The organism is Streptomyces sp. CA-135486, assembly GCF_050936555.1.
Lineage (GTDB): Bacteria > Actinomycetota > Actinomycetes > Streptomycetales > Streptomycetaceae > Streptomyces.
Genome location: NZ_JBNJMM010000002.1, coordinates 772,671 through 799,032, shown reverse-complemented (window position 1 = coordinate 799,032; position 26,362 = coordinate 772,671). Strand labels below are relative to the sequence as shown.

At 70.3% G+C, this 26,362-nt stretch carries 24 protein-coding genes and 1 pseudogene; 10 read left to right on the top strand and 15 right to left on the bottom strand.

What is annotated here, in order from left to right:
• Window positions 1-43: 43 nt before the first annotated feature.
• Genes ACQEVG_RS22865 through ACQEVG_RS22820 form a run of 10 tightly spaced genes read right to left on the bottom strand, consistent with a single transcriptional unit; the run spans window position 44 to window position 10,112 of the window.
• A complete protein-coding gene (locus tag ACQEVG_RS22865) occupies window positions 44-1,591 on the bottom strand; it encodes an NADH-quinone oxidoreductase subunit N (RefSeq protein WP_432986898.1) in 1,548 nt (515 codons plus the stop codon).
• The gene (locus tag ACQEVG_RS22860) at window positions 1,588-3,156 is read right to left on the bottom strand and encodes a complex I subunit 4 family protein (protein ID WP_432992820.1); all 1,569 of its coding nucleotides are present in this window, start codon (window positions 3,154-3,156) and stop codon (window positions 1,588-1,590) included. Before ACQEVG_RS22860 ends, ACQEVG_RS22865 begins: the two co-directional genes overlap by 4 nt.
• Window positions 3,157-3,183: 27 nt before the next feature.
• The gene (locus tag ACQEVG_RS22855) at window positions 3,184-5,190 is read right to left on the bottom strand and encodes an NADH-quinone oxidoreductase subunit 5 family protein (RefSeq protein WP_432986896.1); all 2,007 of its coding nucleotides are present in this window, start codon (window positions 5,188-5,190) and stop codon (window positions 3,184-3,186) included.
• Complete coding sequence (nuoK, locus tag ACQEVG_RS22850) at window positions 5,187-5,558, bottom strand: NADH-quinone oxidoreductase subunit NuoK (protein WP_432986894.1); 372 nt, start codon at window positions 5,556-5,558, stop codon at window positions 5,187-5,189. Before nuoK ends, ACQEVG_RS22855 begins: the two co-directional genes overlap by 4 nt.
• Entirely contained in the window at window positions 5,558-6,124 is a 567-nt protein-coding gene (locus ACQEVG_RS22845; RefSeq protein ID WP_432986891.1) for an NADH-quinone oxidoreductase subunit J family protein, read from the bottom strand. The genes nuoK and ACQEVG_RS22845 overlap by 1 nt, the downstream gene beginning before the upstream one ends.
• Entirely contained in the window at window positions 6,121-6,873 is a 753-nt protein-coding gene (locus ACQEVG_RS22840) for a 4Fe-4S binding protein (RefSeq protein WP_432986888.1), read from the bottom strand. The genes ACQEVG_RS22845 and ACQEVG_RS22840 overlap by 4 nt, the downstream gene beginning before the upstream one ends.
• The gene (locus tag ACQEVG_RS22835) at window positions 6,873-7,841 is read right to left on the bottom strand and encodes a complex I subunit 1/NuoH family protein (RefSeq protein ID WP_432986886.1); all 969 of its coding nucleotides are present in this window, start codon (window positions 7,839-7,841) and stop codon (window positions 6,873-6,875) included. The genes ACQEVG_RS22840 and ACQEVG_RS22835 overlap by 1 nt, the downstream gene beginning before the upstream one ends.
• Window positions 7,838-9,106, bottom strand: a complete 1,269-nt coding sequence (locus tag ACQEVG_RS22830; RefSeq protein WP_432986883.1) for an NADH-quinone oxidoreductase subunit C — start codon at window positions 9,104-9,106, stop codon at window positions 7,838-7,840. The genes ACQEVG_RS22835 and ACQEVG_RS22830 overlap by 4 nt, the downstream gene beginning before the upstream one ends.
• Window positions 9,103-9,723 (bottom strand): NADH-quinone oxidoreductase subunit B, encoded by a 621-nt coding sequence (locus tag ACQEVG_RS22825; protein ID WP_432986881.1) that lies wholly within the window; start codon window positions 9,721-9,723, stop codon window positions 9,103-9,105. The genes ACQEVG_RS22830 and ACQEVG_RS22825 overlap by 4 nt, the downstream gene beginning before the upstream one ends.
• Window positions 9,714-10,112 carry an NADH-quinone oxidoreductase subunit A gene (locus tag ACQEVG_RS22820; RefSeq protein ID WP_432986878.1) on the bottom strand — a complete coding sequence of 133 codons (399 nt, stop codon included), beginning with the start codon at window positions 10,110-10,112 and terminating at the stop codon, window positions 9,714-9,716. The genes ACQEVG_RS22825 and ACQEVG_RS22820 overlap by 10 nt, the downstream gene beginning before the upstream one ends.
• 191 nt (window positions 10,113-10,303) lie before the next feature.
• On the opposite strand from ACQEVG_RS22820, the gene ACQEVG_RS22815 reads away from it, so the two are divergent.
• From ACQEVG_RS22815 to ACQEVG_RS22785, 7 genes are all read left to right on the top strand, one after another.
• The gene (locus ACQEVG_RS22815) at window positions 10,304-11,479 is read left to right on the top strand and encodes a sensor histidine kinase (protein WP_432986875.1); all 1,176 of its coding nucleotides are present in this window, start codon (window positions 10,304-10,306) and stop codon (window positions 11,477-11,479) included.
• Between the two features lie 643 nt (window positions 11,480-12,122).
• Window positions 12,123-13,460 carry a sensor histidine kinase gene (locus ACQEVG_RS22810; protein WP_432986873.1) on the top strand — a complete coding sequence of 446 codons (1,338 nt, stop codon included), beginning with the start codon at window positions 12,123-12,125 and terminating at the stop codon, window positions 13,458-13,460.
• Between the two features lie 140 nt (window positions 13,461-13,600).
• Window positions 13,601-14,260, top strand: coding sequence for a LuxR C-terminal-related transcriptional regulator (locus tag ACQEVG_RS22805; protein ID WP_432992817.1), 660 nt, complete (start codon window positions 13,601-13,603; stop codon window positions 14,258-14,260).
• Between the two features lie 260 nt (window positions 14,261-14,520).
• A complete protein-coding gene (locus tag ACQEVG_RS22800; RefSeq protein WP_432986870.1) occupies window positions 14,521-16,473 on the top strand; it encodes a 2-oxoacid:acceptor oxidoreductase subunit alpha in 1,953 nt (650 codons plus the stop codon).
• A complete protein-coding gene (locus tag ACQEVG_RS22795) occupies window positions 16,466-17,515 on the top strand; it encodes a 2-oxoacid:ferredoxin oxidoreductase subunit beta (protein ID WP_432986868.1) in 1,050 nt (349 codons plus the stop codon). Before ACQEVG_RS22800 ends, ACQEVG_RS22795 begins: the two co-directional genes overlap by 8 nt.
• 177 nt (window positions 17,516-17,692) lie before the next feature.
• Window positions 17,693-18,664 (top strand): EamA family transporter RarD, encoded by a 972-nt coding sequence (gene rarD, locus ACQEVG_RS22790; RefSeq protein WP_432986866.1) that lies wholly within the window; start codon window positions 17,693-17,695, stop codon window positions 18,662-18,664.
• Window positions 18,665-18,877: 213 nt separating this feature from the next.
• On the top strand, window positions 18,878-19,660 hold the full coding sequence (locus ACQEVG_RS22785) for a mechanosensitive ion channel family protein (RefSeq protein ID WP_432986864.1): 783 nt from the start codon (window positions 18,878-18,880) through the stop codon (window positions 19,658-19,660).
• A gap of 56 nt (window positions 19,661-19,716) precedes the next feature.
• On the opposite strand, the gene ACQEVG_RS22780 is transcribed toward ACQEVG_RS22785, so the two are convergent.
• Entirely contained in the window at window positions 19,717-20,106 is a 390-nt protein-coding gene (locus ACQEVG_RS22780; RefSeq protein ID WP_432986862.1) for an SRPBCC family protein, read from the bottom strand.
• A gap of 2 nt (window positions 20,107-20,108) precedes the next feature.
• Window positions 20,109-20,732: a CGNR zinc finger domain-containing protein gene (locus ACQEVG_RS22775; protein WP_432986860.1), complete on the bottom strand. Its 624-nt coding sequence runs from the start codon at window positions 20,730-20,732 to the stop codon at window positions 20,109-20,111.
• Between ACQEVG_RS22775 and ACQEVG_RS22770 the strand changes: the two genes are divergently transcribed.
• From ACQEVG_RS22770 to ACQEVG_RS22760, 3 genes and pseudogenes are all read left to right on the top strand, one after another.
• Window positions 20,731-21,180, top strand: coding sequence for a VOC family protein (locus ACQEVG_RS22770; RefSeq protein ID WP_432986857.1), 450 nt, complete (start codon window positions 20,731-20,733; stop codon window positions 21,178-21,180). The genes ACQEVG_RS22775 and ACQEVG_RS22770 overlap by 2 nt on opposite strands.
• 303 nt (window positions 21,181-21,483) lie before the next feature.
• A complete protein-coding gene (locus ACQEVG_RS22765; RefSeq protein WP_432986855.1) occupies window positions 21,484-22,791 on the top strand; it encodes a M28 family metallopeptidase in 1,308 nt (435 codons plus the stop codon).
• Window positions 22,792-22,875: 84 nt separating this feature from the next.
• A pseudogene (locus ACQEVG_RS22760) lies at window positions 22,876-22,971 on the top strand (flavodoxin); the annotation flags it as partial.
• A 55-nt stretch (window positions 22,972-23,026) separates the two neighbouring features.
• On the opposite strand, the gene ACQEVG_RS22755 reads toward ACQEVG_RS22760, so the two are convergent.
• From ACQEVG_RS22755 to ACQEVG_RS22745, 3 genes are all read right to left on the bottom strand, one after another.
• Window positions 23,027-23,899, bottom strand: a complete 873-nt coding sequence (locus tag ACQEVG_RS22755; RefSeq protein ID WP_432986852.1) for an ABC transporter permease — start codon at window positions 23,897-23,899, stop codon at window positions 23,027-23,029.
• Entirely contained in the window at window positions 23,886-24,830 is a 945-nt protein-coding gene (locus ACQEVG_RS22750; RefSeq protein ID WP_432986849.1) for an ABC transporter ATP-binding protein, read from the bottom strand. Before ACQEVG_RS22750 ends, ACQEVG_RS22755 begins: the two co-directional genes overlap by 14 nt.
• Window positions 24,831-24,910: 80 nt before the next feature.
• Window positions 24,911-26,194: a LolA family protein gene (locus ACQEVG_RS22745; RefSeq protein WP_432986847.1), complete on the bottom strand. Its 1,284-nt coding sequence runs from the start codon at window positions 26,192-26,194 to the stop codon at window positions 24,911-24,913.
• Window positions 26,195-26,362: the final 168 nt, after the last annotated feature.

The following is a 26,362-nucleotide window of genomic DNA, read 5'->3' as shown; positions in this document are numbered from 1 at the left end:
TCCCTTGTGCACTCGGCCTTGGAGTGGGCCGTTCGGGTGGCGCTCAGAACAGACTGCTCGCCGCGACCCGCAGAACCAGCTGTGGATAGCCGGAGAGGACGACGCCCACGACGGCGGTGATCACGATGGCGACGGTGACCGGGGCGGGGGCGCGCTTCCGGACGGGCTCGCCGGCGCTCTCCTCGGTTCCCGCAGGGGCTCCTTCAGGAGCTCCCTCGGGGGCTCGGAAGAGGATCGTGGTCCACTGCAGGTAGTAGTACAGGGCGATCACCACGTTGACGCCCATGATGACGGCCAGCCAGCCCAGTCCGGCGTCGACGGCCGAGGAGAAGACGGTCACCTTGGCGAAGAGGCCGATGATGCCGGGGGGCAGGCCGGCCAGGCAGAGCAGGAAGAAGCCCATCGCGAGCGCGGTGAGCGGGCGGGTGGCGTACAGGCCTCGGTAGTCGGCGATCCGGTTGAGCGGCGCCGTACGGGCGACGAGCGCCACCACCGCGAAGGCCCCGAGGTTCACGACGGCGTACATGAGGGCGTACGCGATGGTGGCGCCGATCTGGTCGTCACTGGAGTACGCGGCGGCGGCGATCGGCACCAGGATGTAGCCGGCCTGCGCCACGGAGGACCAGGCGAGCAGGCGTACCGCGCTCCACGCGCGCGTGGCCGACTGGCGCAGCGCCGCGACATTGCCCGCGGTCATCGTGAGACCGGCGAGGACGGCGACGGCCGGGCCCCAGACATTCGCGTATCCGGGGAAGGCGATGACGGTCACCAGGACGAGGCCCGAGAAACCGACCGCCTTTCCGACGACGGAGAGATACGCGGCGATGGGCAGCGGGGCGCCCACATAGGTGTCGGGAACCCAGAAGTGGAAGGGGACCGCGGCAGTCTTGAAGGCGAAGCCGACGAGGGTCAGCGCCACGCCCGTCTTGGCGAGGGTGTCCAGCTGGCCGGGGACCTTGTCGAGGTCGGCGGCGATCTGCGTGAGGTGCAGGGTGCCGGTCGTGGCGTACACGAAGCTGACACCGAGCAGCGTCACCGCAGTCGCGGTGACCGAGGAGAGGAAGAACTTCAGGGCCGCTTCGCTGGAGACTCGGTCGCCGCGCCTGAGGCCGACGAGCGCGAAGGCGGGCAGCGATGCGACCTCCAGGGCGACGACGAGCGTGGCGAGGTCGCGCGAGGCGGGCAGCAGCGCCGCGCCTGCGGCGGAGGACAGCAGCAGGAACCAGAACTCCCCTGCGGGGAGCTTCTTGCGTGTGTCGTGGATCGAGAGCAGGGCGGTGAGCAGGGCGCCGCCGAGCACCAGGAGCTGGATGACCAGGGTGAAGTGATCGGCGGTGTAGCTGCAGGCGTCGGCGTCGGTCGTGAGGCAGAACGTCGCGCGGTTGCCCTTGCGCAGCGGAATCAGGGTGATGAGAGCGGCGACCAGACCGGCGATCGCCACCGCGCCCAGCAGCCGCTTGCGGCTCTCGGGTACGAACAGGTCGGCGACCAGAACGATCAGGGCAACGATCGCCGTGATGGTCGGCGGCGCGATCGTAAGCCAGTCGACGGACTGGACGAGACTGGTGCCGCTGTCGGCTGCCACGGTCACGACTTGCCTCCTGCGAGGAGCTTCTGCACGGCCGGGTCGGTGAGGCCGAGGAGGACCGCGGGCCACAGTCCGGCCAGGACGGTGAGGGCGACGAGCGGTGTCCAGGCGGCGAATTCGTATGTCTGGACGTCGGCGAGCGGCTTCGCCTCGGGCTGCCCCTGCTCGTCCTGCCGCAGTGCGCCCATGCAGACGCGGCGCACGACGACGAGGAGATACGCGGCGGTGAGCAGGGTTCCGAACGCGCCGATCGCCATGAAGGTGAGGAAGGCGGGGCGGCTCAGGCCGTCGGCGGGGTCGAACGCGCCGAACAGCGCGAGCATCTCGCCCCAGAATCCGGCGAGGCCGGGGAGGCCGAGGGAGGCGACGGCGGCAAAGGCGAGGAGACCGCCGAGGCGGGGGGCACGGCCGTAGAGGGCCGCGCCGGTGGCGCCCGCGAGGGTGTCGAGGTCGGCAGTGCCGTAGCGGTCCTTGAGCGCTCCGACCAGGAAGAAGAGCAGGCCGGTGATGAGGCCGTGGGCGATGTTGGCGAAGAGTGCGCCGTTGACGCCGGTGGGGGTCATGGTCGCGATGCCGAGGAGCACGAAGCCCATGTGGCCGACGGAGGAGTAGGCGATCAGGCGCTTGAGGTCCCCGCCCGCGCCCTGCTTGGCGAGGGCGAGGCAGGCCAGGGACCCGTAGATGATGCCGGCCACGGCGAAGGCGGCGAGGTACGGCGCGAAGGTCTGCATGCCGTCGGGCGCGATGGGAAGCACAATGCGGACAAACCCATACGTACCCATCTTCAGCAGTACGCCGGCGAGGAGAACGGAGCCGACGGTCGGTGCGGCGGTGTGCGCATCGGGGAGCCAGCTGTGCAGCGGCCACATCGGAGTCTTCACGGCGAGGCCGAGCCCGATCGCCAAAACGGCGATGACCTGCGCGGATGTGGTCAGTCCGCGGCCGTTGTCAGTGGCGAGTGCCACCATGTCGAATGTGCCGGTCTTCAGCCCGACCAGCAGCAGGCCGAGCAGCATGACGACAGAGCCGAGCAGCGTGTAGAGGATGAACTTCCAGGCCGCGGCCTGCCGATCCGCACCGCCCCAGCGGGCGATCAGGAAGTACATCGGGATGAGCACCATCTCGAAGGCCAGGAAGAAGAGCAGCAGGTCGAGAACGGCGAAGGTCGCGAGCGTCCCGGATTCCAGGACGAGCAGAAGCGCGACGAATGCCTTCGGGGACGGGCCCGCAGGCATCTTGAAGTAGCTGTACAGCGCGCACAGGAAGGTCAGCAGCGCCGTCAGGACCAGGAGGGGGAGCGAGATGCCGTCGATTCCGAAGTGGATCCGCACATCGAGTGCGGGGATCCAGCTGATGTCCGTCGTTGCCTGCATCTTCGACGGGTGGTCGTGGTCGAAGCCGAGAGCCAGCACGATCGCCGCGGCGAGGATGACGCCGGTCACGGTCACGCCGTGGCGCAGGACCGCCTGGTCCGGGCTCTTGCCGCGCAGCCCGGGCGGTGCGGGCAGCAGCGCGGCGGCGGCCCCGACGAGCGGGCCGACGACGATGAACGCGAGAAGGAACTGCATCACGGACTCGCTGATATCGATCACGGCTCACGATCCCGCGTTGACGTTGGAAAGGACGACGGCGGCGATCGCCAGGACGACGGAACCGGCGAGCAGCGCGCTGAGGTAGGTCTGCACATTGCCGGTCTGGGCGCGGCGGACGGCCGCGCCCAGCCAGCGGGTTCCGGTGCCCGATCCGCGTACATACGTTTCCACGACCTCCCGGTCGAGGAAGCTGACCAGCTGGGCGGCGGCCCGTACGGGTCGTACGAACAGGGCGGAGTAGACGGCGTCGAGGTGGAAACCGGCCGCCGCGTGGCGGTGGAGCGGGCCGAGCAGCAGTCGGCCGGGGTCCGCGGGGTCAGGGGCTGCCGCGATGTCGCCGTAGGCGGGCGTGTGTGCGGCGATGGCCTCGGCCTCGACGACCGACGGCGGGGCTTCCGGATGGGCGGCGACGGCGCCCAGGGGGATGCGGGCGGCGCCCGCGCGGTACTGGATGGCGCGCCAGGTGCCGTAGGTGATCAGTCCGCCGACGAGTGCGACCCCGGTGCCGAGGACACCGGTGGTGACGGTCGGGGTGAGGCTGTGGCCGTCGAACCAGTCGTCGAGGTAACCGACGGTCAGACCGAAGCCCAGAGAGGGGATGGCGAGCACCCACAGCACGGCGTTCATGGCGATCGGCTGGCGGCCGTGGTCGGGGGCTTCGGCTCCGCGGCCGCGGAAGGCGAGCAGCCACAGGCGGGTGGCGTACGCGGCGGTGAGCAAGGCGGTGATCAGACCGGAGACCAGTACGGTCCAGCCGGCGACGCCGGGTGCGACCTCGGACTCGCCGAGCGCGGCGTGCTCGGCGGCCACCAGAACGGCTTCCTTGGAGAAGAAGCCGGCGAAGGGAGGGATTGCGGCGAGCGCGAGGAGGGCGACGGTCATCGTCCAGAACGCGTCGGGGATGCGCTTGGTGAGGCCGCTCATCCGGGACATGGCGGCCAGCGAGTTGGTGCCCGCGGCGTGGATGATCACGCCGGCGGCGAGGAAGAGGAGCGCCTTGAACGCACCGTGGGAGAGGAGGTGGAAGACGGCGGCGCCTCGGTCACCGACGGCCAGAGCGCCGGACATGTAGCCGAGCTGGCCGATGGTCGAGTAGGCGAGGACACGCTTGATGTCGTCCTGGGCGAGGGCGGCAAGACCCGAACCGACCATCGTGACGGCTGCCATCACGGCGAGGACGATCAGCGCTGCCGCCGAGGCGGCAAAGACGGGAAGGAGACGGGCCACGAAGTAGATACCGGCGGCGACCATCGTCGCGGCGTGGATCAGCGCGGAGACGGGAGTGGGGCCCGCCATCGCGTCGGGCAGCCAGGTGTGGAGCGGGAACTGCGCGGACTTGCCCGCCACGCCCGCGAGCAGCAGCAGCGCGACGAGGGTGGGGTGTTCGATCCCGCCGGCGGCGACGGAGCCGAGGATGCCCGTGATCCGGAATGTGCCCGCGTCGGCGGCGAGCGCGAACAGACCGATCAGGAAAGGGACATCGCCGAGCTTGGTGACCAGGAAGGCCTTGAGGGAGGCGGCGCGCGCCTCGGGCGTCTCCCAGTAGTGGCCGACGAGGAAGTACGAGCAGATGCCCATGATCTCCCAGCCGACCAGGAGCACCATCAGGTCGCCGGAGTAGACGACGAGCAGCATCGCGGAGGTGAAGAGGGAGACGAGCGCGGCGTACGAGGGATAGCGCGGGTCGTCGCGCAGATAGCCGGTGGAGTAGATCTGCACGCAGGACGCGACGACCCCGACCAGGACGGCGACGAGGACCGCGAAGCCGTCGAGGTGCAGGGCGAGGTCGATGGGGACCGAGCCGGTGGGGGTGAGCTGGGTCGAGGCGTCGATCGCCTTCCCCCCGCCCTGACGTACGGCGACGAGGACGGCGATGGCGGCCGCGGCAAGGGTCGGCAGTACGGCCAACGGCCGGACCATACCGGGGGCGGTGCGGCCGAGCAGCAGTCCGGCCGCGGCGCCCAGGAACGGAAGGAGGGGTACGAGGACGGCGAGGGTCGTGGTGGTCACGCGGTGGCCTCAGCCTTCTGCGCCGAGGCGGTCGCGTCCGGGGCGTCGGGGATGCCGTCGGGGCCCTCGGCGGTGTCGCGGAGCCGGTCGACGTCCGAGGTCCCGCGGTTGCGGTGGACCATCAGGACGATCGCCAGGCCGATGCCGATCTCCGCGGCTGCGATGGCGATGGTGAAGAGGGTGAGCGCCTGGCCGGCGTGCAGGGCATCGCGCAGCCAGACGTCGAAGGCGACGAGGTTGAGGTTGACCGCGTTGAGCATCAGCTCGACGGACATCAGGACCAGGATCGCGTTGCGGCGTGCGAGCACTCCGTACAGCCCGACGCTGAAGAGGAGGACGGCCAGCACGGCGGGATAGGCGAGGTGCATCAGCGCTTCCCCTCGGGATCGGGATCCTTGGCGTCCTTGCGGGACAGGACGATCGCGCCGACGAGAGCGGCGAGCAGCAGTACGGAGAGCGCCTCGAAGGGCAGCACCCAGTGCCGGAAGAGGATCTGGCCAGAGACCTGGGTGGAGCCCTGGGCGGGTCCGTCCAGGTCGATCCAGGTGGTACGGAACGCGTCCACGACCACCCAGACCAGGGCGGTCGCTGCGGCGACGGCCACGGCCAGGGCGACCCAGCGGTTGCCGGAGTTCGCGTCCGGGGAGCGGCCGATGGGTGCCTTGGTGAGCATCAGCCCGAAGAGAAGGAGGACGACCACGGAACCGACGTAGATCAGGACCTGTACCCAGGCGATGAACTCCGCCGTCAGGAGGAGGTACTCGACGGCGAGACCGCCGAGGGTCACGACCAGCCAGAGGGCGGCGTGCACGAGCTGCCTGGTCGTGACCGTGATGGCGGCCGCGCCGAGGGTGGCGATGCCGACGAGGAGGAAGGCGATCTCGACGCCGGTCGGGGAGAGGAAGCCGTGGGTCTGGGCGGCGGCGAGCATCATGCGGAGCCTCCCTCGCCCGAGGGCGGCGTGGCGGCATCGCCAGGGCCGGTCGAGCCAGCCGGACCATCCCCGCCTGCCGGGCGTGGCCGGTCAGCCGGGCCGCCCGCAGGTGCCGGGCCGGACGGACCCGCCGGGCCGGTCGAACCAGCGGAGTCGGCCGGACCAGCCGAGCCGCCCGAGGCTGCGGGAGCGGAGGGAGCCGACGGTGGCGGGGTCGGTTCCGACTGTGCCACCGCGAGCTTCTCGGCCGCCTTGCGGGCCGCGGCGAGCTCCTTCGGCTCCTCGGCGCCCGGGTCGAGCGCGGGCGGTGCCGGCACCGTCCACATCCACTCGCGGAGTTTGTCCCGCTCATGGGTGAGCTCGCGGATGTCCGTCTCCGCGTACTCGAACTCCGGGGACCAGAACAGCGCGTCGAAAGGACAGACCTCGATGCAGATACCGCAGTACATGCAGAGCGCGAAGTCGATGGCGAACCGGTCGAGGACGTTGCGGCTGCGCTCGCGGCCGCCGGGGGCGGCGGGCGGGACCGTCTCCTTGTGGGAGTCGATGTAGATGCACCAGTCGGGGCACTCACGGGCGCAGAGCATGCAGACCGTGCAGTTCTCCTCGAACAGGCCGATCACGCCGCGGCTGCGCGGCGGGAGTTCGGGCTGGGCGTCGGGGTACTGCGCGGTGTGCGAGCGCTTCGTCATCGTGCGCAGGGTGACGGCGAGGCCCTTCGCGAGGCCGGATCCGGGGATCGGAGGCATTACTGCATCACCACCTTCACGACGCCGGTGAGGGCGATCTGGGCGAGGGCGAGCGGAATGAGCGTGGTCCAGGCGAGCTTCTGCAACTGGTCCTCGCGCAACCGGGGATAGGTCACTCGCAGCCAGATGACGACAAAGGCGAGCACGGCCGTCTTGAGCAGGGTCCACACCCAGCCGAGGCCCTCCGCCCCGAACGGGCCGTGCCAGCCGCCCAGGAAGAGGACGGTGGTCAGTCCGCACAGGACGACGATGCCCGCGTACTCGGCGAGCAGGAACAGCGCGAAACGCAGCCCGGTGTACTCGGTGTACGCGCCGAAGATGATCTCGGAGTCGGCGACCGGCATGTCGAAGGGCGGGCGCTGGAGTTCGGCGAGACCCGCGACGAAGAAGACCAGTGCGCCCACGATCTGCCAGGGCAGCCACCACCACTCGAAGGCGTTCAGGATGCCGGGCAGCGAGACCGTGCCGGCCGCCATGGCGACGGAGGCGGCGGCCAGCAGCATCGGCAGCTCGTACGCCAGCAGCTGTGCGGCGGTACGCAGACCGCCGAGGAGGGAGAACTTATTGGCAGAGGCCCAGCCCGCCATGAGCGAGCCGAGCACGCCGACGCCCATCACGGCGAGCACGAAGAAGATGCCCGCGTCGACGACCTGGCCGACGGCGCCCTGGCTCGGGCCGATCGGGATGGCGACCAGTACGAGCAGATACGGGAGGAGGGCGACGGCGGGGGCGAGCTGGAAGATGCGGCGGTCGGCGCCGGCCGGGACCACGTCCTCCTTCTGTGCGAACTTCACGCCGTCCGCGACGAGTTGGGCCCAGCCGTGGAAACCGCCGGCGTACATGGGGCCGAGTCGGCCCTGCATATGGGCCATCACCTTGTGCTCGGTCTGCCCGATGACGAGGGGAAGGACAAGGAACACGGCGAAGACGACGACCAGCCGGAGGGCGATGTCGAGGGCGTCGTTCACGCGGGGTCGCCTCCTGCGGTATCGGTCGGCTCGTCGTCGGGTCCCTCGGCGGACCGGGTCTTCGGCCGGGGGGTGGTCGGTGGGGTGTCGCTGTCTGCTTCGCTGCGGGCGTCGCCGCCTGCGTCCTCGTCGGTGCCGGTCTCGGCACCGGCGGCCGAGTCGTCGAACGCGGGCCGCGCGTGGTGCCACGGCGCGTCGGCGCTACGAGTGCGGGGCGGCGGGGCCGACGTCTCCGGGGCGTCCGCCGACGCCTGCGCGGACGGCTCGTCCGCCGGTGCCTCGGCGGGCGCCTCGGCCCTGGGCTTCTGCGCCCCGGACCCTGCTGCCGGGGACTTGTCCTTCGGCTCCTGCTCAGGCGCCCTGCCCGCGGACTCGGCAGGCTGTGTCTGTGCCGCGTCCGGCGCGGGGGTGAGGTCCTCGCGCTGTGTTGCCGAGCCTTCGCTCGCGGTGCGTGCGCGGCGCGGCGGGGTCGCGCCCGGGGCTGCGGTCTGGCCGGCCGAGCCCTCGCTCCCGGTGCGTGCGCGGCGCGGGCCCGCGGGTGCCCGGGTTCCCCCGGTCTCCCCCGTCTCGGCGGGCTCCGTCGCCTGGCCGGCCGAGCCCTCCCCCGCGGTACGCGTGCGGCGCGGGGGGCGGTCGGCGGTCGCGCCCGCCGCGCGGGGGGTGCGGGCAGGGCGGGCCGGAGCCGGAGGGAGCTGGCCCTTGAGGGGGCCCCATTCGTTCGGGTCCGGGACGCCCGGCGGGAGCATCTGGCGGCGCTTCGGGCCGCCGTGCTCCGACTCCCCCGGCTCCTTCGCGCCCGGCCAGGCCTTCGCGACCCGGGCCGCCAGCACGAAGTCCTTCCGCAGCGGATGGCCCTCGAAGCCCTCCGGCAGGAGCAGCGGGACGAGGTGCGGGTGACCGGGGAACTCGACGCCGAACATCTCATGCGTCTCGCGCTCGTGCCAGGCCGCGCCGGCGTAGATCTCGACGGCGGAAGGGAGCGAGGGGGCGGTGTGCGGAACGGTCGTACGGAGCAGCAGGCGGCGCACCGTACCGCCGCCCAGCGCGACGACATGGGCGCAGATGCGGAAGCCCGTGCCCGGTTCGTCGACAGCGCTCAGCCAGTCGAAATAGGTGCAGCCCAGCGTGTCCCGGGCGATCTCCAGCGCGGCGATCCACGAGCCGACGGGGACATCGACCGTGAGCAGGTCGTACGCGCTCTCGGCCGTGGCCTCCTCACCGAAGATCTCGGTCACGGCGTCCGGAAGGCGGTCGTACGAGCTCATGCGCGTCCCTCCCCCGGGGTCGGGGGCAGCACCAGGCCGCTCTGGAGGGCGGCGGCGGAGGGCCGCGGCGACGCGTAGCGCTCGCCGAGCGACTCCCGGGCGATCTTCTCCTGGAGCTTCAGAATGCCCTGGAGCAGCGCCTCGGGGCGCGGCGGACACCCCGGCACATACACATCGACGGGGATGATCTGGTCGACGCCCTTGGTCACGGAGTACGAATCCCAGTACGGGCCGCCGCAGTTGGAGCAGGCGCCGAAGGAGATGACGTATTTGGGCTCGGGCATCTGCTCGTACAGCCGCTTCACCGCCGGTGCCATCTTGTCCGTCACCGTGCCCGAGACGACCATGAGGTCCGCCTGGCGCGGTCCGGGCGCGAAGGGGATCACGCCGAGCCGGATGAAGTCGTGGCGCGCCATCGAGGCCGCGATGAACTCGATCGCGCAGCAGGCCAGCCCGAAGTTGAAGACCCACAGGCTGTAGCGGCGGCCCCAGTTGAGGACCACCTTCATCGGCTCGGGGGCGAGGCGGGCCAGGGCTCCGAGCCGTTTCGGCTCGGGAAGCAGTTGGGGAAGCAGCTCAGCAGCCGGCTCGGGAACCGGCTCACGGGTCACGTCCATGTCAGGACGCCCTTCTTCCATGCGTAGAGCAGTCCCACGGCCAGGAAGCCGAGGAAGATGAACATCTCCACGAGCGTCGTCGCGCCGTATCCCGCGGCCGCGAAAACCGTCGCCCATGGGAAGAGGAAGATCGAGTCGACTGCGAAAATCACGTACAGAAAAGCGTAGACGTAGTAGCGGACCTGGCTGTGTGCCCAGCCCTCGCCGACCGGGTCCACTCCGCACTCGTACGTCAGGAGCTTCTCCGGCGTGGGCACCACGGGCCGCAGCAGCCGGCCCGCCCCGAAGGCGACGGCGACGAACAGCACGCCGATCAGCCCGATCAGTCCGACGACCGAATAGCTCTCGAAATAGTCCGCCGCGAGCACGGCCACGGTCGGTTCCGGCACGTCCGCCCCTCGCTCCCTGACTTCGTTTGGCGATCTGTTCGACGATCTGTACGCACGGGAGTCTAGGCCCTGCTAAAGGGACGGTAAGCAGTCGGTCACGCATCCGTGGGCGGCGGGTGGGGTTATCCCTACTTCATCCCACCCATGTACCCCATGGCGTGCGGCGGTCCCGGCCCGGCAGGCTGGGCCCTATGACCGTGAGCAGCACCGCACCCGACCACGACCGGCCGCCACCCGCGCGCTTCGCCTTCGGCCGCCACACCTGGAAGGAGATCGCGTATCTCCTGGCCAATCTGCCGACGGCGCTGATCGGATTCGTCTACGTGGCGTTCATGATCTTCACCGGCGCTGGACTGTCGGTGACCGTGATCGGTCTGCCCCTGCTCGCCGTCGGGCTGGCCGGTGCGCGTCTGCTGGGCAGGGCGGAGCGGGCGAGGGCACGGGCGCTGCTGGGGGTACGGATCGAGGAGCCGAGCCCGTTGTACCGGCCGCACCGGCAGGACGGAGTCCTGCCCTGGCTGTGGACGAGCCTGAAGGACCCGGTCGCATGGCGGTCGGTGCTGTACTCCTTCATCCGGCTGCCGTGGGGTGTACTGACCTTCAGTGTGACCTTGGTGGGGCTGTTCGTGCTCTGGCCCGTACTGCCCTTCGTCGCGCGCGGGCTGACCAACGCGGACCGGGCGATGGCCCGCGGCCTGCTCTCCCCCTCCGACGAACTGGAGCGGCGGATCGCGGAGTTGGAGTCGGACCGCGGCGTGGTCGTCGACCGGGCCGCCGCGGATCTGCGGCGTATCGAGCGCGATCTGCACGACGGCGCGCAGGCGCGGCTGGTGGCGCTCGCGATGGGGCTCGGCCTCGCGAAGGAGAAGCTGCTGGAGGACCCGGACACGGCCGCGGCGATGGTCGACGAGGCGCACGGCGAGGTGAAGCTCGCGCTGCGGGAGCTGCGCGATCTCGCGCGCGGCATCCACCCCGCCGTACTGACCGACCGCGGACTGGACGCGGCCCTCTCCGCCGTCGCGTCCCGCTGTACCGCTCCGGTGAAGGTGACCGTGGATCTGGCGGAACGGCCGGCCGAGGCGATCGAGGGCATCGCGTACTTCACCGTCTCCGAACTGCTGCAGAACGTGAGCAAGCACGCGCGGGCGACGAGCGTCTCGGTGGATGTGTGGCGGGCTGACGAGCGGCTGCTGATCAAGGTCACGGACGACGGGCAGGGTGGCGCGCGGCTGGACGGCGGCACGGGGATGGCGGGTCTGGCGGAGCGGCTGGGGGCGGTGGACGGGGTGTTCGTACTGGACTCGCCGGTGGGGGGACCGACGACGGTCAGGGCGGAGCTGCCGTGGCGGGGGCGGGTCGCCGGCTGACCGGGGCTCCGCCCCGCCCCCGGGCTCGCAGTGGCCGGCGGGCGCCCCACACCCCGGACGCGCCCGCTTCGTGGCGCCACCTCCCGCCGCCGGGAGCTTCGCGCCGCGCTCGGGTGCCCCGTCTCGTGGGGAGCGGCGGTGCAGGGTCGCCCCCGCAGGGGATCGGCGGCAATCGCCAAGTGATCAACGCGCACCCCCGTACGCCGCCGACCCCGAAGAGTCGAGCCCGACGGCGCCCGTACCGCGGTCGTGGTGGGCGTGGGCCAGGGGGCGTGGGCCAGGGGGCGTGGGCCAGGGGGCGTGGGCCAGGGGGCGTGGGCCAGGGGGCGTGGGCCAGGGGGCGTGGGCCAGGGGGCGTGGGCCAGGGGGCGTGGGCCAGGGGGCGTTGGTGGTTGCTGCCCGGTGGGTGGCTTCGCGGGCGAACCCCCGGAGCCCGCACCCCGCGGCACCGGGCCACCTCGCGACCCGCACCGCGCACGCCCGCACCGGGCCACCCCGCGACCCGCACCGGGCGCACCCCGCCCGAGCCCCAAGGGTGGGGAAAACCCCCGCCCCAATCCGGGAACCCCCCTCATGGTGCGGACCCCTCCGCGACGGGAGGCTTGCTGTCATGACAGCCCGATACGCAGAACGGACGACTTCGATGGCCACGGAATACCCCTCGGAGCCCCGGGACCACTTCCTCCCCCCGGCGCTGAGCGCGCCGTTCGAGGGCCGCACCTGGCGTGAGTTCGGCTATCTGTTGCTCAGCCTGCCGATCAGCATCGCCTTCTTCACCTTCGCCGTCGCGACCGTCTCGATGGGTGCGGGGCTGCTCGTCACCTTCCTCGGCATCCCCGTCCTCGCCGCCGGGCTCGCGGGCTGCCGCGGGTTCGGTGCCCTGGAGCGGGCCCGGGCGCGGGGGCTGCTGCGGCTGGATGTCGGCGATCCGTCTCCCGTGCGCGCCCGGAAGAGCGGGCTGATGTCGTGGGTCGGCGCCGTGCTCAAGAGCGGGACCTCCTGGCGGCACTTCCTCTACGCGATGCTGCACTTCCCGTGGGCGGTCTTCGCCTTCAGCGTCTCCGCGACCTTCTGGTTCACCGGCTGGGGTCTGCTCACCTACCCCCTGTGGCGGTGGACCTTCCCCCGCTATCTCGACGAGCCGGGCATCTCCCTCTACGGCGACAGCGACGGCACCAGGTTCTATCTCGACACCCCCTTCGAGATCGGTGCCACCGCCGCCGTCGGCTTTGTGCTCGTACTCGCGACCGCCTGGCTGATCCGCGGTCTGACCTGGGTCGACCGGCTGATGGTCGCCGGGCTCCTCGGGCCGTCAACGCTCGACACCCGGGTCGTCGAGCTGGAGTCGGACCGCGGCGTGGTCGTCGACACAGCCGCGGCCGATCTGCGCCGTATCGAGCGCGATCTGCACGACGGCGCACAGGCCCGCCTCGTCGCGCTCGCCATGGACCTCGGTCTCGCGAAGGAGAAGCTCGCGGAGGACCCGCAGGCCGCCGCCCGCATGGTGGACGAGGCCCACGGCGAGGTGAAGGTGGCGCTGCAGGAGCTGCGCGATCTGGCGCGCGGCATCCACCCCGCCGTACTGACCGACCGCGGACTGGACGCAGCCCTCTCCGCCGTCGCCTCCCGCTGCACCGTCCCGGTGACGGTCGAGGTGGATCTGCCGTCCAGGCCCGCCCCCGCCATCGAGGGGATCGCCTATTTCACCGTCTCGGAGCTGCTGCAGAACGTGAGCAAGCACGCGCAGGCACGCCGCGCCACGGTGGACGTGTGGCGCTCCCGGGACCGGCTGATGCTGCAGGTCACCGATGACGGCCGGGGTGGCGCCACGCTGCCCGTCGGCGGCTGGGCCGCCGGGTCGGCCGGCAGCGGTCTCGCGGGCCTCGCGGAGCGGCTGGACGCGGTGGACGGCATCCTCGCCCTGGACTCGCCGGCCGGCGGTCCGACCACGGTCACCGCCGAGCTGCCCTGGCGTGGCTGACCCCCGCCACCCGTCCTCTCAGGAACCCGTAAACCCGTCGATTGTCCGAGCCTGGGCGCGGTCCGGTCCGAATACTGGGATGCTGGACGGTGCAGGGGTGGGAAAAGATCGACAGGGGGCTCAGGGTCGTGGAGGACAGGGTGCGGGTGGTCATCGCCGAGGATTCAGTGCTGCTTCGGGAGGGCCTGACCCGGCTGTTGACCGACCGCGGACACGATGTCGTGGCCGGCGTGGGCGACGCGGAGGCGCTGATCAAGTCGGTCGGCGAGCTGGCCGCGCAGCAGGCGCTGCCGGATGTGGTCGTCGCCGACGTGCGGATGCCGCCCACCCATACGGATGAGGGCGTACGGGCCGCGGTGCGGCTGCGCCGGGACCATCCAGGGGTCGGCGTGCTGGTGCTTTCCCAGTACGTCGAGGAGCAGTACGCCACCGAGCTGCTCGCGGGCAGCAGCCGCGGAGTGGGCTATCTGCTCAAGGACCGGGTGGCCGAGGTGCGGGAGTTCGTGGACGCCGTGGTCCGGGTCGCCCGGGGCGGCACGGCCCTGGACCCGGAGGTCGTGGCGCAGCTCCTCGGCCGCAGCCGTAAGCAGGACGTATTGGCGGGTCTCACTCCGCGTGAGCGGGAGGTCCTCGGCCTGATGGCCGAGGGGCGTACGAATTCAGCGATCGCCAAACAGCTAGTGGTGAGCGACGGCGCGGTCGAGAAGCATGTCAGCAACATCTTTCTGAAGCTCGGGCTGTCCCCCAGCGACGGGGATCACCGGCGTGTACTGGCGGTGTTGACCTACCTCAACTCGTAGTTGACTGACACTCTGTCAGATATTGATTCACTGTCGAGCCGGGCGGCAGTTCCAGAACCGAAGAATGAGTGGAGAGCGTCTTACCAGAAGGACCGGGGGCGAAGAAGGAACATGGCACATCAGGGCGTCAGGATGTCTCAAAAGGATGTCCGGCATATGAGCGGTCCAAGGAAGGTCACCCTTAGCGACGTAGGGTGGCTAGTGGGACGGCCGGCAGGCCGGCCGGACCCGAGGAGCCGCCTCGAGGGAGGTCCAGTTCAGTGACCAGCCAGGTCAGTAGCGCAGCCGAGCAGGCCGATGAGTCCAGTGACGACGAGGCCAACGACGCTCTCGTCGGCGGGCAGCGCAAGCACGCCGGCGAGAAGGAGATCCGCCACCTCGACCGGGTGATCATCCGCTTCGCGGGTGACTCCGGTGACGGTATGCAGCTCACCGGTGACCGCTTCACCTCGGAGACCGCGTCGTTCGGAAACGACCTCTCCACGCTGCCGAACTTCCCCGCCGAGATCCGGGCACCCGCCGGGACGCTGCCCGGCGTCTCCAGCTTCCAGCTGCACTTCGCCGACCACGACATCCTCACCCCGGGTGACGCGCCGAACGTGCTGGTGGCGATGAATCCGGCCGCCCTCAAGGCGAACATCGGCGATGTGCCGCGCGGCGGCGAGATCATCGTCAACACCGACGAATTCGCCAAGCGCGCCATGGCCAAGGTCGGCTACGACACCTCTCCTCTGGAAGACGGCTCGCTGGCCGCCTACCGCGTCCACCCGGTGCCGCTGACGACGCTGACGATCGAGGCGCTCAAGGACTTCGGGCTCTCCCGCAAGGAGGCCGAGCGCTCCAAGAACATGTTCGCGCTGGGGCTCCTGAGCTGGATGTACCACCGGCCGACCGAGGGCACCGAGACCTTCCTGCGGACCAAGTTCGCCAAGAAGCCACAGATCGCCGAGGCGAACATCACCGCCTTCCGGGCCGGGTGGAACTTCGGCGAGACGACCGAGGACTTCGCCGTCTCCTACGAGGTCGCGCCCGCGAGCGCGGCGTTCCCCACCGGCACATACCGCAACATCTCCGGGAACCTGGCCCTCGCCTACGGGCTGATCGCCGCGAGCAAGCAGGCCGACCTGCCGCTCTACCTGGGCTCGTACCCCATCACCCCGGCCTCCGACATCCTGCACGAGCTCTCCAAGCACAAGAACTTCGGTGTACGGACGTTCCAGGCCGAGGACGAGATCGCGGGCATCGGCGCGGCGCTCGGCGCGGCCTTCGGCGGCGCCCTCGGTGTCACCACCACCTCGGGCCCGGGCGTGGCGCTCAAGTCCGAGACCATCGGGCTCGCGGTCTCCCTGGAGCTGCCGCTGCTGATCGTGGACATCCAGCGCGGTGGCCCGTCGACCGGTCTGCCCACCAAGACCGAGCAGGCCGATCTGCTGCAGGCGATGTTCGGACGCAACGGCGAGGCCCCGGTCCCGATCGTCGCGCCGCGTACGCCCGCGGACTGCTTCAACGCGGCCATCGAGGCGGCCCGGATCGCCCTGGCCTACCGCACACCGGTGATGCTGCTGAGCGACGGCTATCTGGCCAACGGCTCCGAGCCGTGGCGGATCCCGGACATCGACGAACTGCCCGATCTGCGGGTGCAGTTCGCCACCGGGCCCAACCACGAGCTCGCCGACGGTACGGAGGTGTTCTGGCCGTACAAGCGTGATCCGCAGACCCTGGCGCGTCCCTGGGCGGTTCCGGGGACGCCCGGACTCGAGCACCGGATCGGCGGCATCGAGAAGCAGGACGGCAGCGGCAACATCTCCTACGACCCGGCCAACCACGACTTCATGGTCCGCATCCGTCAGGCCAAGATCGACGGCATCGAGGTCCCGGATCTCGAGGTGGACGATCCGCACGGCGCGACCACGCTTGTTCTCGGCTGGGGATCGACGTACGGGCCGATCACCGCCGCCGTACGCAGGCTGCGCACCGCCGGCCTCCCCATCGCGCAGGCCCATCTGCGCCACCTCAACCCGTTCCCGAGGAATCTCGGGGAGGTTCTGGGGCGTTACCAGAAGGTAGTGGTACCCGAGATGAACCTCGGCCAGCTCGCCACCCTGATCCGGGCGAGATATCTGGTCGACGCGCACAGCTACAACCAGGTGAACGGCATGCCGTTCAAGGCGGAGCAGCTCGCCACCGCTCTCAAGGAGGCCATCAATGACTGAGGCGCTCTCACTGGTGCCCAAGGCCGAGGCCAAGCAGTCCATGAAGGACTTCAAGTCCGACCAGGAAGTGCGCTGGTGCCCGGGCTGCGGTGACTACGCGATCCTCGCCGCCGTGCAGGGCTTCATGCCCGAGCTCGGCCTGGCGAAGGAGAACATCGTCTTTGTCTCCGGAATCGGCTGCTCCTCCCGCTTCCCGTACTACATGAACACCTACGGGATGCACTCCATCCACGGCCGCGCACCCGCGATCGCGACAGGGCTCGCCTCCTCCCGCCGTGATCTGTCGGTCTGGGTCGTCACCGGTGACGGCGACGCCCTCTCCATCGGCGGAAACCACCTGATCCACGCGCTGCGCCGCAATGTGAACCTGAAGATCCTGCTCTTCAACAACCGGATCTACGGACTCACCAAGGGCCAGTACAGCCCGACCTCCGAGGTCGGCAAGATCACCAAGTCGACCCCGATGGGCTCGCTGGACGCGCCCTTCAACCCGGTGTCGCTGGCGATCGGCGCCGAGGCCTCCTTCGTGGCCCGCACCGTCGACTCCGACCGCAAGCACCTCACCGAGGTGCTGCGCCAGGCCTCGGCCCACCAGGGCACGGCGCTGGTGGAGATCTACCAGAACTGCAATATCTTCAACGACGGCGCCTTCGACGTGCTGAAGGACAAGCAGCAGGCGGAAGAGGCGGTCATCCGCCTGGAGCACGGAGCGCCGATCCGCTTCGGCGCCGACGGCGACAAGGGTGTCGTACGGGACCCGGCGACCGGCGATCTGCTGGTCGTCGCCGTCACGCCGGAGAACGAGTCGCAGATCCTCGTCCACGACGCCCACAGCGCCAGCCCGACCACGGCCTTCGCACTCTCCCGGCTGGCCGACCCGGACACCCTGCACCACACTCCCATCGGGGTGCTGCGCAGTGTCGAGCGGCCGGTCTACGACACGATGATGGCCGACCAGCTGGACACCGCCATCGAGCAGAACGGCAAGGGTGACCTGGCCGCGCTGCTGGCGGGCAACGACACGTGGACCGTCGTCGGCTGATGCGTTGAGGTACCCCGAAGCCCGGATCTCCTGTCAGGAGGTCCGGGCTTCGTCGTACCCGGCAGGGGCCTGCCGCGCCCCCTGCCCGGTCATGACCGTATGGCGATACGGGCATGACATCCCGGCCCTGTCCCGCGTACCTTCGTCCTGGTGATGCGCGCAGGGCAGGAGAGGCAGATGAAGCCTGAGGGCGAACAGCGGGCAGGGCTGCTGTACGGGATCGGGGCCTACGGAATGTGGGGCCTCGTCCCGCTGTTCTGGCCGCTGCTGAAGCCGTCCGGGGCGGCGGAGATCCTCGCCCACCGGATGGTCTGGTCGCTCGCCTTCGTCGGCATCGCGCTGCTCGCACTCAAGCGGTGGGGCTGGATACCGGAGCTGATACGCAGCCCCCGGAAGCTGGGACTGATCACGGTCGCCGCGGCCGTGATCACCGTCAACTGGGGCATCTACATCTGGGCCGTGAACTCCGGCCATGTCGTCGAGGCGTCGCTCGGCTACTTCATCAACCCCCTGGTCACCATCGCGATGGGCGTACTGCTGCTGAAGGAGCGGCTGCGCCCGGCGCAGTGGGTCGCGGTGGGCACCGGCTTCGCGGCGGTGCTGGTCCTGGCGATCGGTTATGGGCAGCCGCCGTGGATCTCGCTGACGCTCGCCTTCTCCTTCGCGACGTACGGCCTGGTCAAGAAGAAGGTCAACATCGGCGGTCTCGAGTCACTGGCCGCCGAGACGGCGATCCAGTTCCTGCCGGCGCTCGGCTTTCTGCTCTGGCTGGGCGCCGACGGCTCGCTCACCTTCGGCGCGCACGGGGCCGGCCACGCCGCCCTGCTCGCCGCGACGGGCGTGGTGACGGCGGTGCCGCTGGTCTGCTTCGGCGCGGCGGCGATCCGGGTGCCGCTCTCCACGCTGGGGCTGCTGCAGTATCTGGCGCCGGTCTTCCAGTTCCTGCTGGGCGTCCTGTACTTCCACGAGGAGATGCCGGCCGAGCGGTGGGCGGGCTTCGCACTGGTGTGGCTGGCGCTGACGTGTCTGACGTGGGACGCGCTGAGGACGGCACGGCGTACGAAGGCCGAGGCGCTGCGGTCGGCGATGGCGGCGCCGCCGTCCCGGGTGCCTGCGTCGCCCGCGCCGCAGGCGGAACCGACGGCCTGACGCCCGGCCGCGAAGCCGTCCCTCGTTTCCATCGCTCCTGCCGTCCCTCGTTTCCATCCCTCGTTTGCGTCCCTCGTTTGCGTCCCTCGTTCTGTCACTCGATCGGCCCACCTTGGGCCCTGGCCGCAGGGCCCGACCGCTCGACCGGTGATACGCCGGAGGTCGAGGCCTTTCGCCATTCGGGCCGGGCCCGTGGAGCGGAGAGAGCGCGTCATGCCGCCACCCCTCGCCCTTTCGGTCGACTTCGGTCAGGGGTTCACCGACGCGTGGACCGCGGTCGCCACATTCGTCCCGAAGTTGATTGCCTTCCTGGTCATCCTGCTCATCGGCTGGTTTCTGGCGAAGCTGACGGCCCGGGTCGCCGACCGGCTGCTGCGCCGGGTCGGCTTCGAGCGGCTCGCGGAGCGCAGCGGCGTCGCGCACGCCCTCAGGGGGCCGCAGTACGACGCCACCGGGATCCTCGCCAAGATCCTCTACTACGGGATCCTGCTGATCGCCCTTCAGCTGGGCTTCGGGGTCTTCGGCCCCAATCCGGTCAGCAGCATGATCAACGGTGTGGTCGCCTGGCTGCCGAAGGCGATCGTCGCCTGCGTGATCGTCGTGGTGGCCATGGCGATCGCACGCGCGGTCCGCGACATCGTCCGGGGAGCACTGGGCGAGACCCCGTACGGCAGGGGCCTGTCCACGGTCGCCTGGGCCTGCATCGTCGCGCTCGGCGTGATCGCGGCGCTCGGCCAGGCCGAGATCGCGACCTCGGTGACCGGACCGGTGCTCACCGCCGCGCTGGCCACGATCGCGGGCATCCTGATCGTGGGCGTGGGCGGCGGCCTCATCCACCCGATGCGCCGGCGCTGGGAGCGGTGGCTCTCGATCGCGGAACAGGAGTCGGCGCGGGTCCGCGAGAAGGCGGAGCCGGGCCCGACGACGCCACGCCGCAAGCCTCCCGGGGGCCCGACGGCTCCGGGCGAGGGGCCGGACTTCATCGACCCGATGTGAGCCGTGCGGCACGGCCGTAACAGCCCTTGGCCAAAGGACCGGCCCACCTAAGGCCCTCAGTCCAACCCCAGCGCCTGCACGATCTCGGCCATCACGGCCTTCCAGTGCGCCCGCTGCCGCTCGCGCTCCCCCGAGTCGGCCAGACGTTCCTGATGGAAGCGGAGCACGGTCTTCTCCCCCGCGGCGGAGACCGCGACCTGGAGGGTGGTCGTGCCGTACGTCAGCCGGACCCGGTCCCCCGGCCGGTAGCTGCGCACCTCGCCCGCGATGCCGTCCTCCCTCTCGTACGACTCCCCTTTCCGGGTGGGCAGTTGGGTGCCCTCGCCGAGCCAGCAGGCGACGCCCTCGGGGCTCGCGATGAACTCCCAGACGATGTCCACGGGGAGCGGCAGCGTCTTCGAGACACCGATCTCCCAGCCTGCGTCCTGCGTCAGTCCCGTAGGCATCATCAGTCCCCTTCCGCGTGCCGGGCGCGGTGCGCCCGGACCTTGTTCCGGTTGCCGCATCGCTCCATCGCGCACCAGCGGCGGCGCCCGGGCCGCGAGGTGTCGACGAAGAGCAAGAAGCAGTCGTGCGAGGCGCATTCGCGGATGCGGTCCGCGTACGGACCGGTGAAGAGGTCGACCGCGTCGCGCGCCACGGCGGACAGCAGTTGCGTCCCGGTGGCAGCCCGGACCCAGCCGCGGCAGCCGTCCGGGGTGATTCGCGGGGCGGGCGGAGCCTGCGCGGCCGCCTCATTGACCACGGCCAGGTCATCGGGGCCGAGGGGACGTCCGTGCGCCCGGTCGGCGGTGAGCCGCCACAGAGCGTCGCGCAGCGCACGGGCCGCGGCCATGTCCGTGCCGGTGACAACGGGCTCGAGCCCGCCGGGCAGCCGGCTCTCCGCCGCCCACCGCACCAGATCATCGGGCCCGTGCAGCACCTCGTACCGCGCGAAGCCTCCAGGGCCTCCGGTGGGCAGCAGCTCAAGACAGAGCGCCCCGGCGTCGAATCGATAGGTGTGCCCCTCCGGGGTGCGAAGGGTCAGTCCTCTTGCGGCCTCGCTCACGTAACTACTATAACTGGTTACCATGGCACTGCACTGGAAGCTCGTCATCGATACGTCCGACCCGCACGCCCAGGCCGACTTCTGGTCCGAGGCCCTGGGCTACGAGGTGGAGGACCACAGCGCACTGATCGCCCGTCTGCGCGGGTACGGCCAATTGCCGGACGACTCGACGGTCCAGTCGCACGGCCGGGACGCTTGGCGCGATTACGCCGCTGTTCGGCATCCGGACGACCCCTTCGACGAGACCAGCGGCATGGGCAGGGGCCGCCGGCTCCTGTTCCAGCGCGTCCCGGAGAAGAAGACGACGAAGAACCGCATCCATCTCGACGTGCATGTCGGCCCGGACGGGAGGGAAGCGGAGGTCGCCCGGCTCGAGGGCCTGGGGGCGAGGGTCCTCTATGACGTGAACGAGCCGACGGGGGTATGGACGACGATGGCGGACCCCGAGGGCAACGAGTTCTGCGTGCAGTGATGCCCCGGGGTCGGCGGGCCTTCGGCATGGGCGGGAGCGCCGGTTCTCGTGAACCCCAGCGCTCCGCGACGTACCAGCGAGCAGCACATTCGTCCGACATCCGAACACCCGTGACCGATTTCCGCCCTTGACGGTGAGTCACGCTCTCACCGAACATTCAGCACGCACAACGCACCACGCACGCGCACCACAAGTCCCAGCGCACCACGCACGCGCACCACAAGCTCCAGCGCCCCAGGACCCGCCATCCCGGGGCGTCTCGCACGTTCCGTCCTGTCCCCGTACGGAATTCGGAGCCCCCACATGAACATCTCCGTTCCCAGACGCACGCTCGCGGCTGCCGCGTTGGCCCTGGCCGGGCTGCTCGCATCCGCCGCGCCCGCCGCGAACGCGGCCCCGGCGCCCGCGCTCGCCGCCCCCGACATACCACTCGCCAACGTCAAGGCCCATCTGACCCAGCTGCAGTCGATCGCCTCCGCCAACGGCGGCAACCGCGCGCACGGCCGGGCCGGATACAAGGCATCCCTCGACTATGTGAAGGCGAAGCTGGACGCGGCCGGATTCACCACGTCCATCCAGCAGTTCACCTCGTCGGGCGCCACCGGCTACAACCTGATAGCCGACTGGCCGGGCGGCGACGCCAATCAGATTCTGATGGCCGGCTCGCACCTCGACTCGGTCGGCGCGGGCGCCGGGATCAACGACAACGGCTCCGGCTCCGCGGCCGTCCTGGAGACCGCACTCGCCGTCTCCCGCGCCCAGTTCAAGCCGGACAAGCATCTGCGCTTCGGCTGGTGGGGCGCGGAGGAGCTGGGTCTGGTCGGGTCGAAGTACTACGTCAACAACCTTCCCGCCACCGAGCGTTCGAAGATCTCCGGCTATCTCAACTTCGATATGATCGGCTCCCCGAACCCCGGTTACTTCGTCTACGACGACGACCCGACGATCGAGAAGACGCTCAAGGACTACTTCGCGGGGCTGAACGTCCCGACCGAGATCGAGACCGAGGGCGACGGCCGCTCCGACCACGCGCCGTTCAAGAACGCGGGCGTCCCCGTCGGCGGCCTGTTCAGCGGCGCCGACTACACCAAGACCGCAGCCCAGGCACAGAAGTGGGGCGGCACGGCCGGCCAGGCCTTCGACCGCTGCTACCACTCCTCCTGCGACAACTCGTCGAACATCAACGACACCGCGCTCGACCGCAACAGCGATGCGATCGCGCACGCGATCTGGACGCTCTCGACCGGGACGACCACCCCGCCGGGTGAGGTGTACGAGACCACGGCGGACGTCACCGTCCCGGACAACGGCGCGGCCGTCACCTCGACCGTCACCGTCTCCGGCCGCAACGGCAACGCCCCGGCCACCCTCAAGGTCGGCGTCGACATCAAGCACACCTGGCGCGGCGATCTGGTCGTCGACCTGCTCGCCCCGGACGGCACGGTGTACAACCTGAAGCCGTTCAGCTCCTCCGACTCGGCGGACAACGTCCAGGCGACCTACACCGTCGACGCCTCCTCCGAGGTCGCCAACGGCGCCTGGAAGCTACGGGTCCAGGACAAGGCCGCGCAGGACACCGGATACATCGACAGCTGGAAGCTCACCTTCTGAGATAGCCCAGGACCGCCACCCCCCACAGACTGCATGCGTGTGCATATACTGCGCACGCATGCAGTCGCGTACGAGGGGAGCGCCATGACCCGGAAGTTCCTGTTCCTGCTGGGCAGCAGCCGTACCGGCGGCAACACCGAGACGCTCGCCCGGCCGGCCGCCGAGCAGCTCCGGCCCGGCGATGTCGTACGTGACGCGGAGGCGGCGCTGACCGCCAAGTCCTTCTTCCAGACGGTCAGGCCGTGATGTCCTTCGCCGCGAAACGCGCCCACGCCGCCGACCCGAACACCGCCGCGTACACCCCTTGCAGACCGAGGTTCTTCAGCACCTCGTCCCAGTAGACCGGCTCCCGCAGCAGGTCCGAGAAGGACAGCCAGTAGTGCGGGAAGAGATACGGATGGATCCCGTGCAGCTGCGGGATGCTGTCCAGGATCTGCACCGTGATCAGCAGCCCGACCGTCGTCGCCATCGCCGCGATGCCACTGCCCGTCAGGGTCGAGACGAACAGTCCGAGCGCCGCGATCCCGGTCAGCGACGCCGCCACGACCACCGCGACGAGGCCGGCCCGCAGCAGCCCGTCCCCGAAGGAGATTTGGGTGCCGGAGATCGTTGTGACATCGCCGAGCGGGAAGAGCAGCGACCCGACCGCGAGCGCGGACGCCGCGACCACCAGGGCCGCGACCAGGCAGAAGGCGCACGCCGCGGCGTACTTGGCGAGCAGCAGCCGGGTGCGTCCGGCCGGCGCGACCAGCAGATAGCGCAGGGTGCCGGAGTTCGACTCGCCCGCGATCGCGTCTCCCGCCACGACGCCGATTGCCATCGGGAGGAAGACGGGCAGGGTCGCGGCGAGTGCCGCGAAGACCAGGAAGAGCCCGTTGTTGGTGATCTGCGTGATGAACGCCGGGCCGCCACCGCCGCCGTTGCCGACCGGACCGCCGTCGCTCGTCTCGATCTTCACGGCGATGCCGATCAGTACGGGCACGGCCGCCAGCACCCCCAGCAGCGCGAGCGTGCGCCAGCGCCGGAACGTCGTGGTCAGCTCGGAGCGGAAGAGCCCGAGCGTCCAGTGATGCCGTACGGGAAGCGTCGTCGCTTCAGCCTGCAACATCGAAGCCCTCTCCGGTCAGGGCCACGAAGGCGTCCTCCAGGGAGGCGCGTTCGAGGCCGAAGCCCCGTACCCGTACGCCCGCCCGCACCAGTGCTGCGTTGAGTTCCGCGAGGTCCTTCCCGAGGTCCTTGGGGGGTGGTTCGCCGGCGACCCTCTCCTCGGTGACGGTCAGGTCGCTCACGCCCTGCTCCTTGAGAATGCGCGCGGCATCACCCGCGTCGGGTGTGGTGACGACCAGCCGGCCCCGCGCACCTGCCGCGAGATCGGCGACCGGCCCCTGGGTGAGCAGCCGTCCCTGCGCCATCACGGCCGCATGCGTGCAGACCTGCTCGATCTCGTCGAGGAGATGCGAGGAGAGAAAGACCGTGGTGCCGTCCGCCGCCAGCTCCCGTACCAGGGAACGGATTTCCCGCATGCCCTGCGGATCGAGGCCGTTCGTCGGCTCGTCGAGCACCAGCAGCCTCCGCGGCTGCAGCAGCGCGGCCGCAAGGCCGAGCCGCTGCTTCATCCCGAGCGAGTACGCCTTGGCCTTCTTGCCCGCGGCCGAGGTCAGCCCGACCCGGTCCAGCGCGGCGGCGACCCGGGCACGCCGGGTGCGGGGGTCGGCGCCCGGGTCGGCACAGTCGTAGCGCAGCAGATTGTCCCGGCCGCTCAGGAACCCGTACAGCGCGGGCCCCTCGATCAACGCGCCCACCTGCGGCAGTACGGTCCGCACGGCGCGGGGCATCTGCCGTCCGAGGACCGTGGCGCTGCCCGCCGTCGGCTCGATGAGCCCCATCAGCATCCTGATGGTGGTGGTCTTGCCGGAGCCATTGGGGCCGAGGAACCCGAAGACGCTGCCGGCCGGCACAGACAGATCGAGCCGGTCGACGGCCAACTGTCCGCCCCGGTAACGCTTGGTGAGCCCGCGCGTCTCGATGACAGCTGTCATTCCGGTCCCCGTTCTGTCGGTCAACGGTCCGCCCCACCGTACGGAGCGTACGGCGGGGCGGACGGAAGACGCGCCTTGAGCTACTTCGACGCGTTCGCGGCCTGCACGAGCGCGTCCTTGGTCACGGCGCCGGCGTAGACCGTGCCGTCGTCCGTCATCAGGACGTTGACCAGGCGGGTCGTGAAGACCGTGCCCGAGCCGAACTTCCCCTCGACCTGGTCGCCGAGCGCGTCCAGGAACTTCTTGGCCTCCGGCGGGACGTCGCCGTCCTTGGGCGCGGTGGCGCCCTTGCCGCCCGGCGTCTCGATCTTGGCGATGGAGGTCCAGCCCTTGCCGATGACGTTCAGACCCTGGAAGTCGTGGGGGCCCTTGACGTCCTCGCCGCCCTTGCCGTTCTTGAAGCCCTCGATGCCCTTGTGGTTCTTGAACCCTTCGTGCCCCTTGGCGGCGTGCCCCTTCGCCGGCTCGTCCCCCTCGGTCACCTTCGCGCCCTTGGGCGGGGTGAAGTCGAAGGTGGACGCGGCCGGCCTGGAGAAGTCGACCTTGGTGAAGCCGACGTCGATCGCGGCCTTGCCGCCGCTGCTCGGGGTGAGCGTGAACTTCAGCGGCACGCCGTTCTTCGCGTCCACCGCGACCTTGATCGAGCCGATCGTCGAACCGCTCTGCTTGGGCTTGATGACCAGCTGATAGGCGTCCCGGCCGGCCACCTGGGCCGTACCGTCGACGGTCACCGAGGTGGTGTCGTCCGCGGCCTTCAGCGCCTCGTCGGCGAGCGCCTTGGGCGTGGTCGGCAGGTCCTTGGGCGGTGTCGCCTTCCGGTCCTTGCCGTCGCGTGCGCCGTCCTTGGTGTGGAAGGCCTCGTTCGAGGCACTGTCGTACGCCCAGACCTCGTTGCCGTTGTGGATCAGGCTGTACTCGGCGGCGTCCTCAAGGATCGACACCTTCTGCTTGTCGGGGCCGTCGGCCGCGATCCGCAGCGTGTGCGAGCCCGAGGCCAGCTCCATCAGCTTGCCGTCGGGGGATGCGGACGAGCCGCCGCCGTCGCCGTTCCCGCCCTTGGGGGCGAAGGAGCCACCGCCCAGGCCGCCGAGACCGGCGAGCGAGGGCAGGCCGAGGTCCGTGTTGACCTTCACCGTGCCGGAGAGCTGCTGGGTGTCCGACGCGGCCATCTTCGCGATGAGTTCCTGCGCGCTGATCTTCGGCAGATCGGGGTCACCGGAGGCAGCGAGCGCCGGGACGAGCCCGATGGTCGCCGCCGCCACCCCGGCCACCGCGACCGGGACGAAGTAGCGCGCTGCCTTGCGGCGGCCCGCTGCGAGGTCCTCGGCCTCGTCGGTGGTCTGTGCGCTGTCGTTCGGTGCCATGGTGTGCCCTACCTCCGTGGTTGGTCAGGGTGGCGCTGTTCAACTGCATTCGTTCAACTGCATTCATCTGACCAAATCGGGCGTGAAGAAGCGTCAGACCGCGGGAGCAACTTGGCGTACTGCTCTGGGATGACAGGATGACGCGGCGCCTCCCCCAACCAGTAGGGG

Bases quoted from the DNA above. Each gene is read 5' to 3' on its own strand.
- ACQEVG_RS22860 (WP_432992820.1), bottom strand. From the start codon at position 3,156: ATGCAGTTCCTTCTCGCGTTCATCGTCGTCGGCCCGCTCGTCGGGGCC.
- nuoK (WP_432986894.1), bottom strand. From the start codon at position 5,558: ATGCACCTCGCCTATCCCGCCGTGCTGGCCGTCCTCCTCTTCAGCGTC.
- ACQEVG_RS22845 (WP_432986891.1), bottom strand. From the start codon at position 6,124: ATGATGCTCGCCGCCGCCCAGACCCACGGCTTCCTCTCCCCGACCGGC.
- ACQEVG_RS22840 (WP_432986888.1), bottom strand. From the start codon at position 6,873: ATGCCTCCGATCCCCGGATCCGGCCTCGCGAAGGGCCTCGCCGTCACC.
- ACQEVG_RS22830 (WP_432986883.1), bottom strand. From the start codon at position 9,106: ATGAGCTCGTACGACCGCCTTCCGGACGCCGTGACCGAGATCTTCGGT.
- ACQEVG_RS22825 (WP_432986881.1), bottom strand. From the start codon at position 9,723: ATGGACGTGACCCGTGAGCCGGTTCCCGAGCCGGCTGCTGAGCTGCTT.
- ACQEVG_RS22815 (WP_432986875.1), top strand. From the start codon at position 10,304: ATGACCGTGAGCAGCACCGCACCCGACCACGACCGGCCGCCACCCGCG.
- ACQEVG_RS22810 (WP_432986873.1), top strand. From the start codon at position 12,123: ATGGCCACGGAATACCCCTCGGAGCCCCGGGACCACTTCCTCCCCCCG.
- ACQEVG_RS22795 (WP_432986868.1), top strand. From the start codon at position 16,466: ATGACTGAGGCGCTCTCACTGGTGCCCAAGGCCGAGGCCAAGCAGTCC.
- rarD (WP_432986866.1), top strand. From the start codon at position 17,693: ATGAAGCCTGAGGGCGAACAGCGGGCAGGGCTGCTGTACGGGATCGGG.
- ACQEVG_RS22785 (WP_432986864.1), top strand. From the start codon at position 18,878: ATGCCGCCACCCCTCGCCCTTTCGGTCGACTTCGGTCAGGGGTTCACC.
- ACQEVG_RS22780 (WP_432986862.1), bottom strand. From the start codon at position 20,106: ATGCCTACGGGACTGACGCAGGACGCAGGCTGGGAGATCGGTGTCTCG.
- ACQEVG_RS22770 (WP_432986857.1), top strand. From the start codon at position 20,731: ATGGCACTGCACTGGAAGCTCGTCATCGATACGTCCGACCCGCACGCC.
- ACQEVG_RS22775 (WP_432986860.1), bottom strand. From the start codon at position 20,732: ATGGTAACCAGTTATAGTAGTTACGTGAGCGAGGCCGCAAGAGGACTG.
- ACQEVG_RS22765 (WP_432986855.1), top strand. From the start codon at position 21,484: ATGAACATCTCCGTTCCCAGACGCACGCTCGCGGCTGCCGCGTTGGCC.
- ACQEVG_RS22755 (WP_432986852.1), bottom strand. From the start codon at position 23,899: ATGTTGCAGGCTGAAGCGACGACGCTTCCCGTACGGCATCACTGGACG.
- ACQEVG_RS22750 (WP_432986849.1), bottom strand. From the start codon at position 24,830: ATGACAGCTGTCATCGAGACGCGCGGGCTCACCAAGCGTTACCGGGGC.
- ACQEVG_RS22745 (WP_432986847.1), bottom strand. From the start codon at position 26,194: ATGGCACCGAACGACAGCGCACAGACCACCGACGAGGCCGAGGACCTC.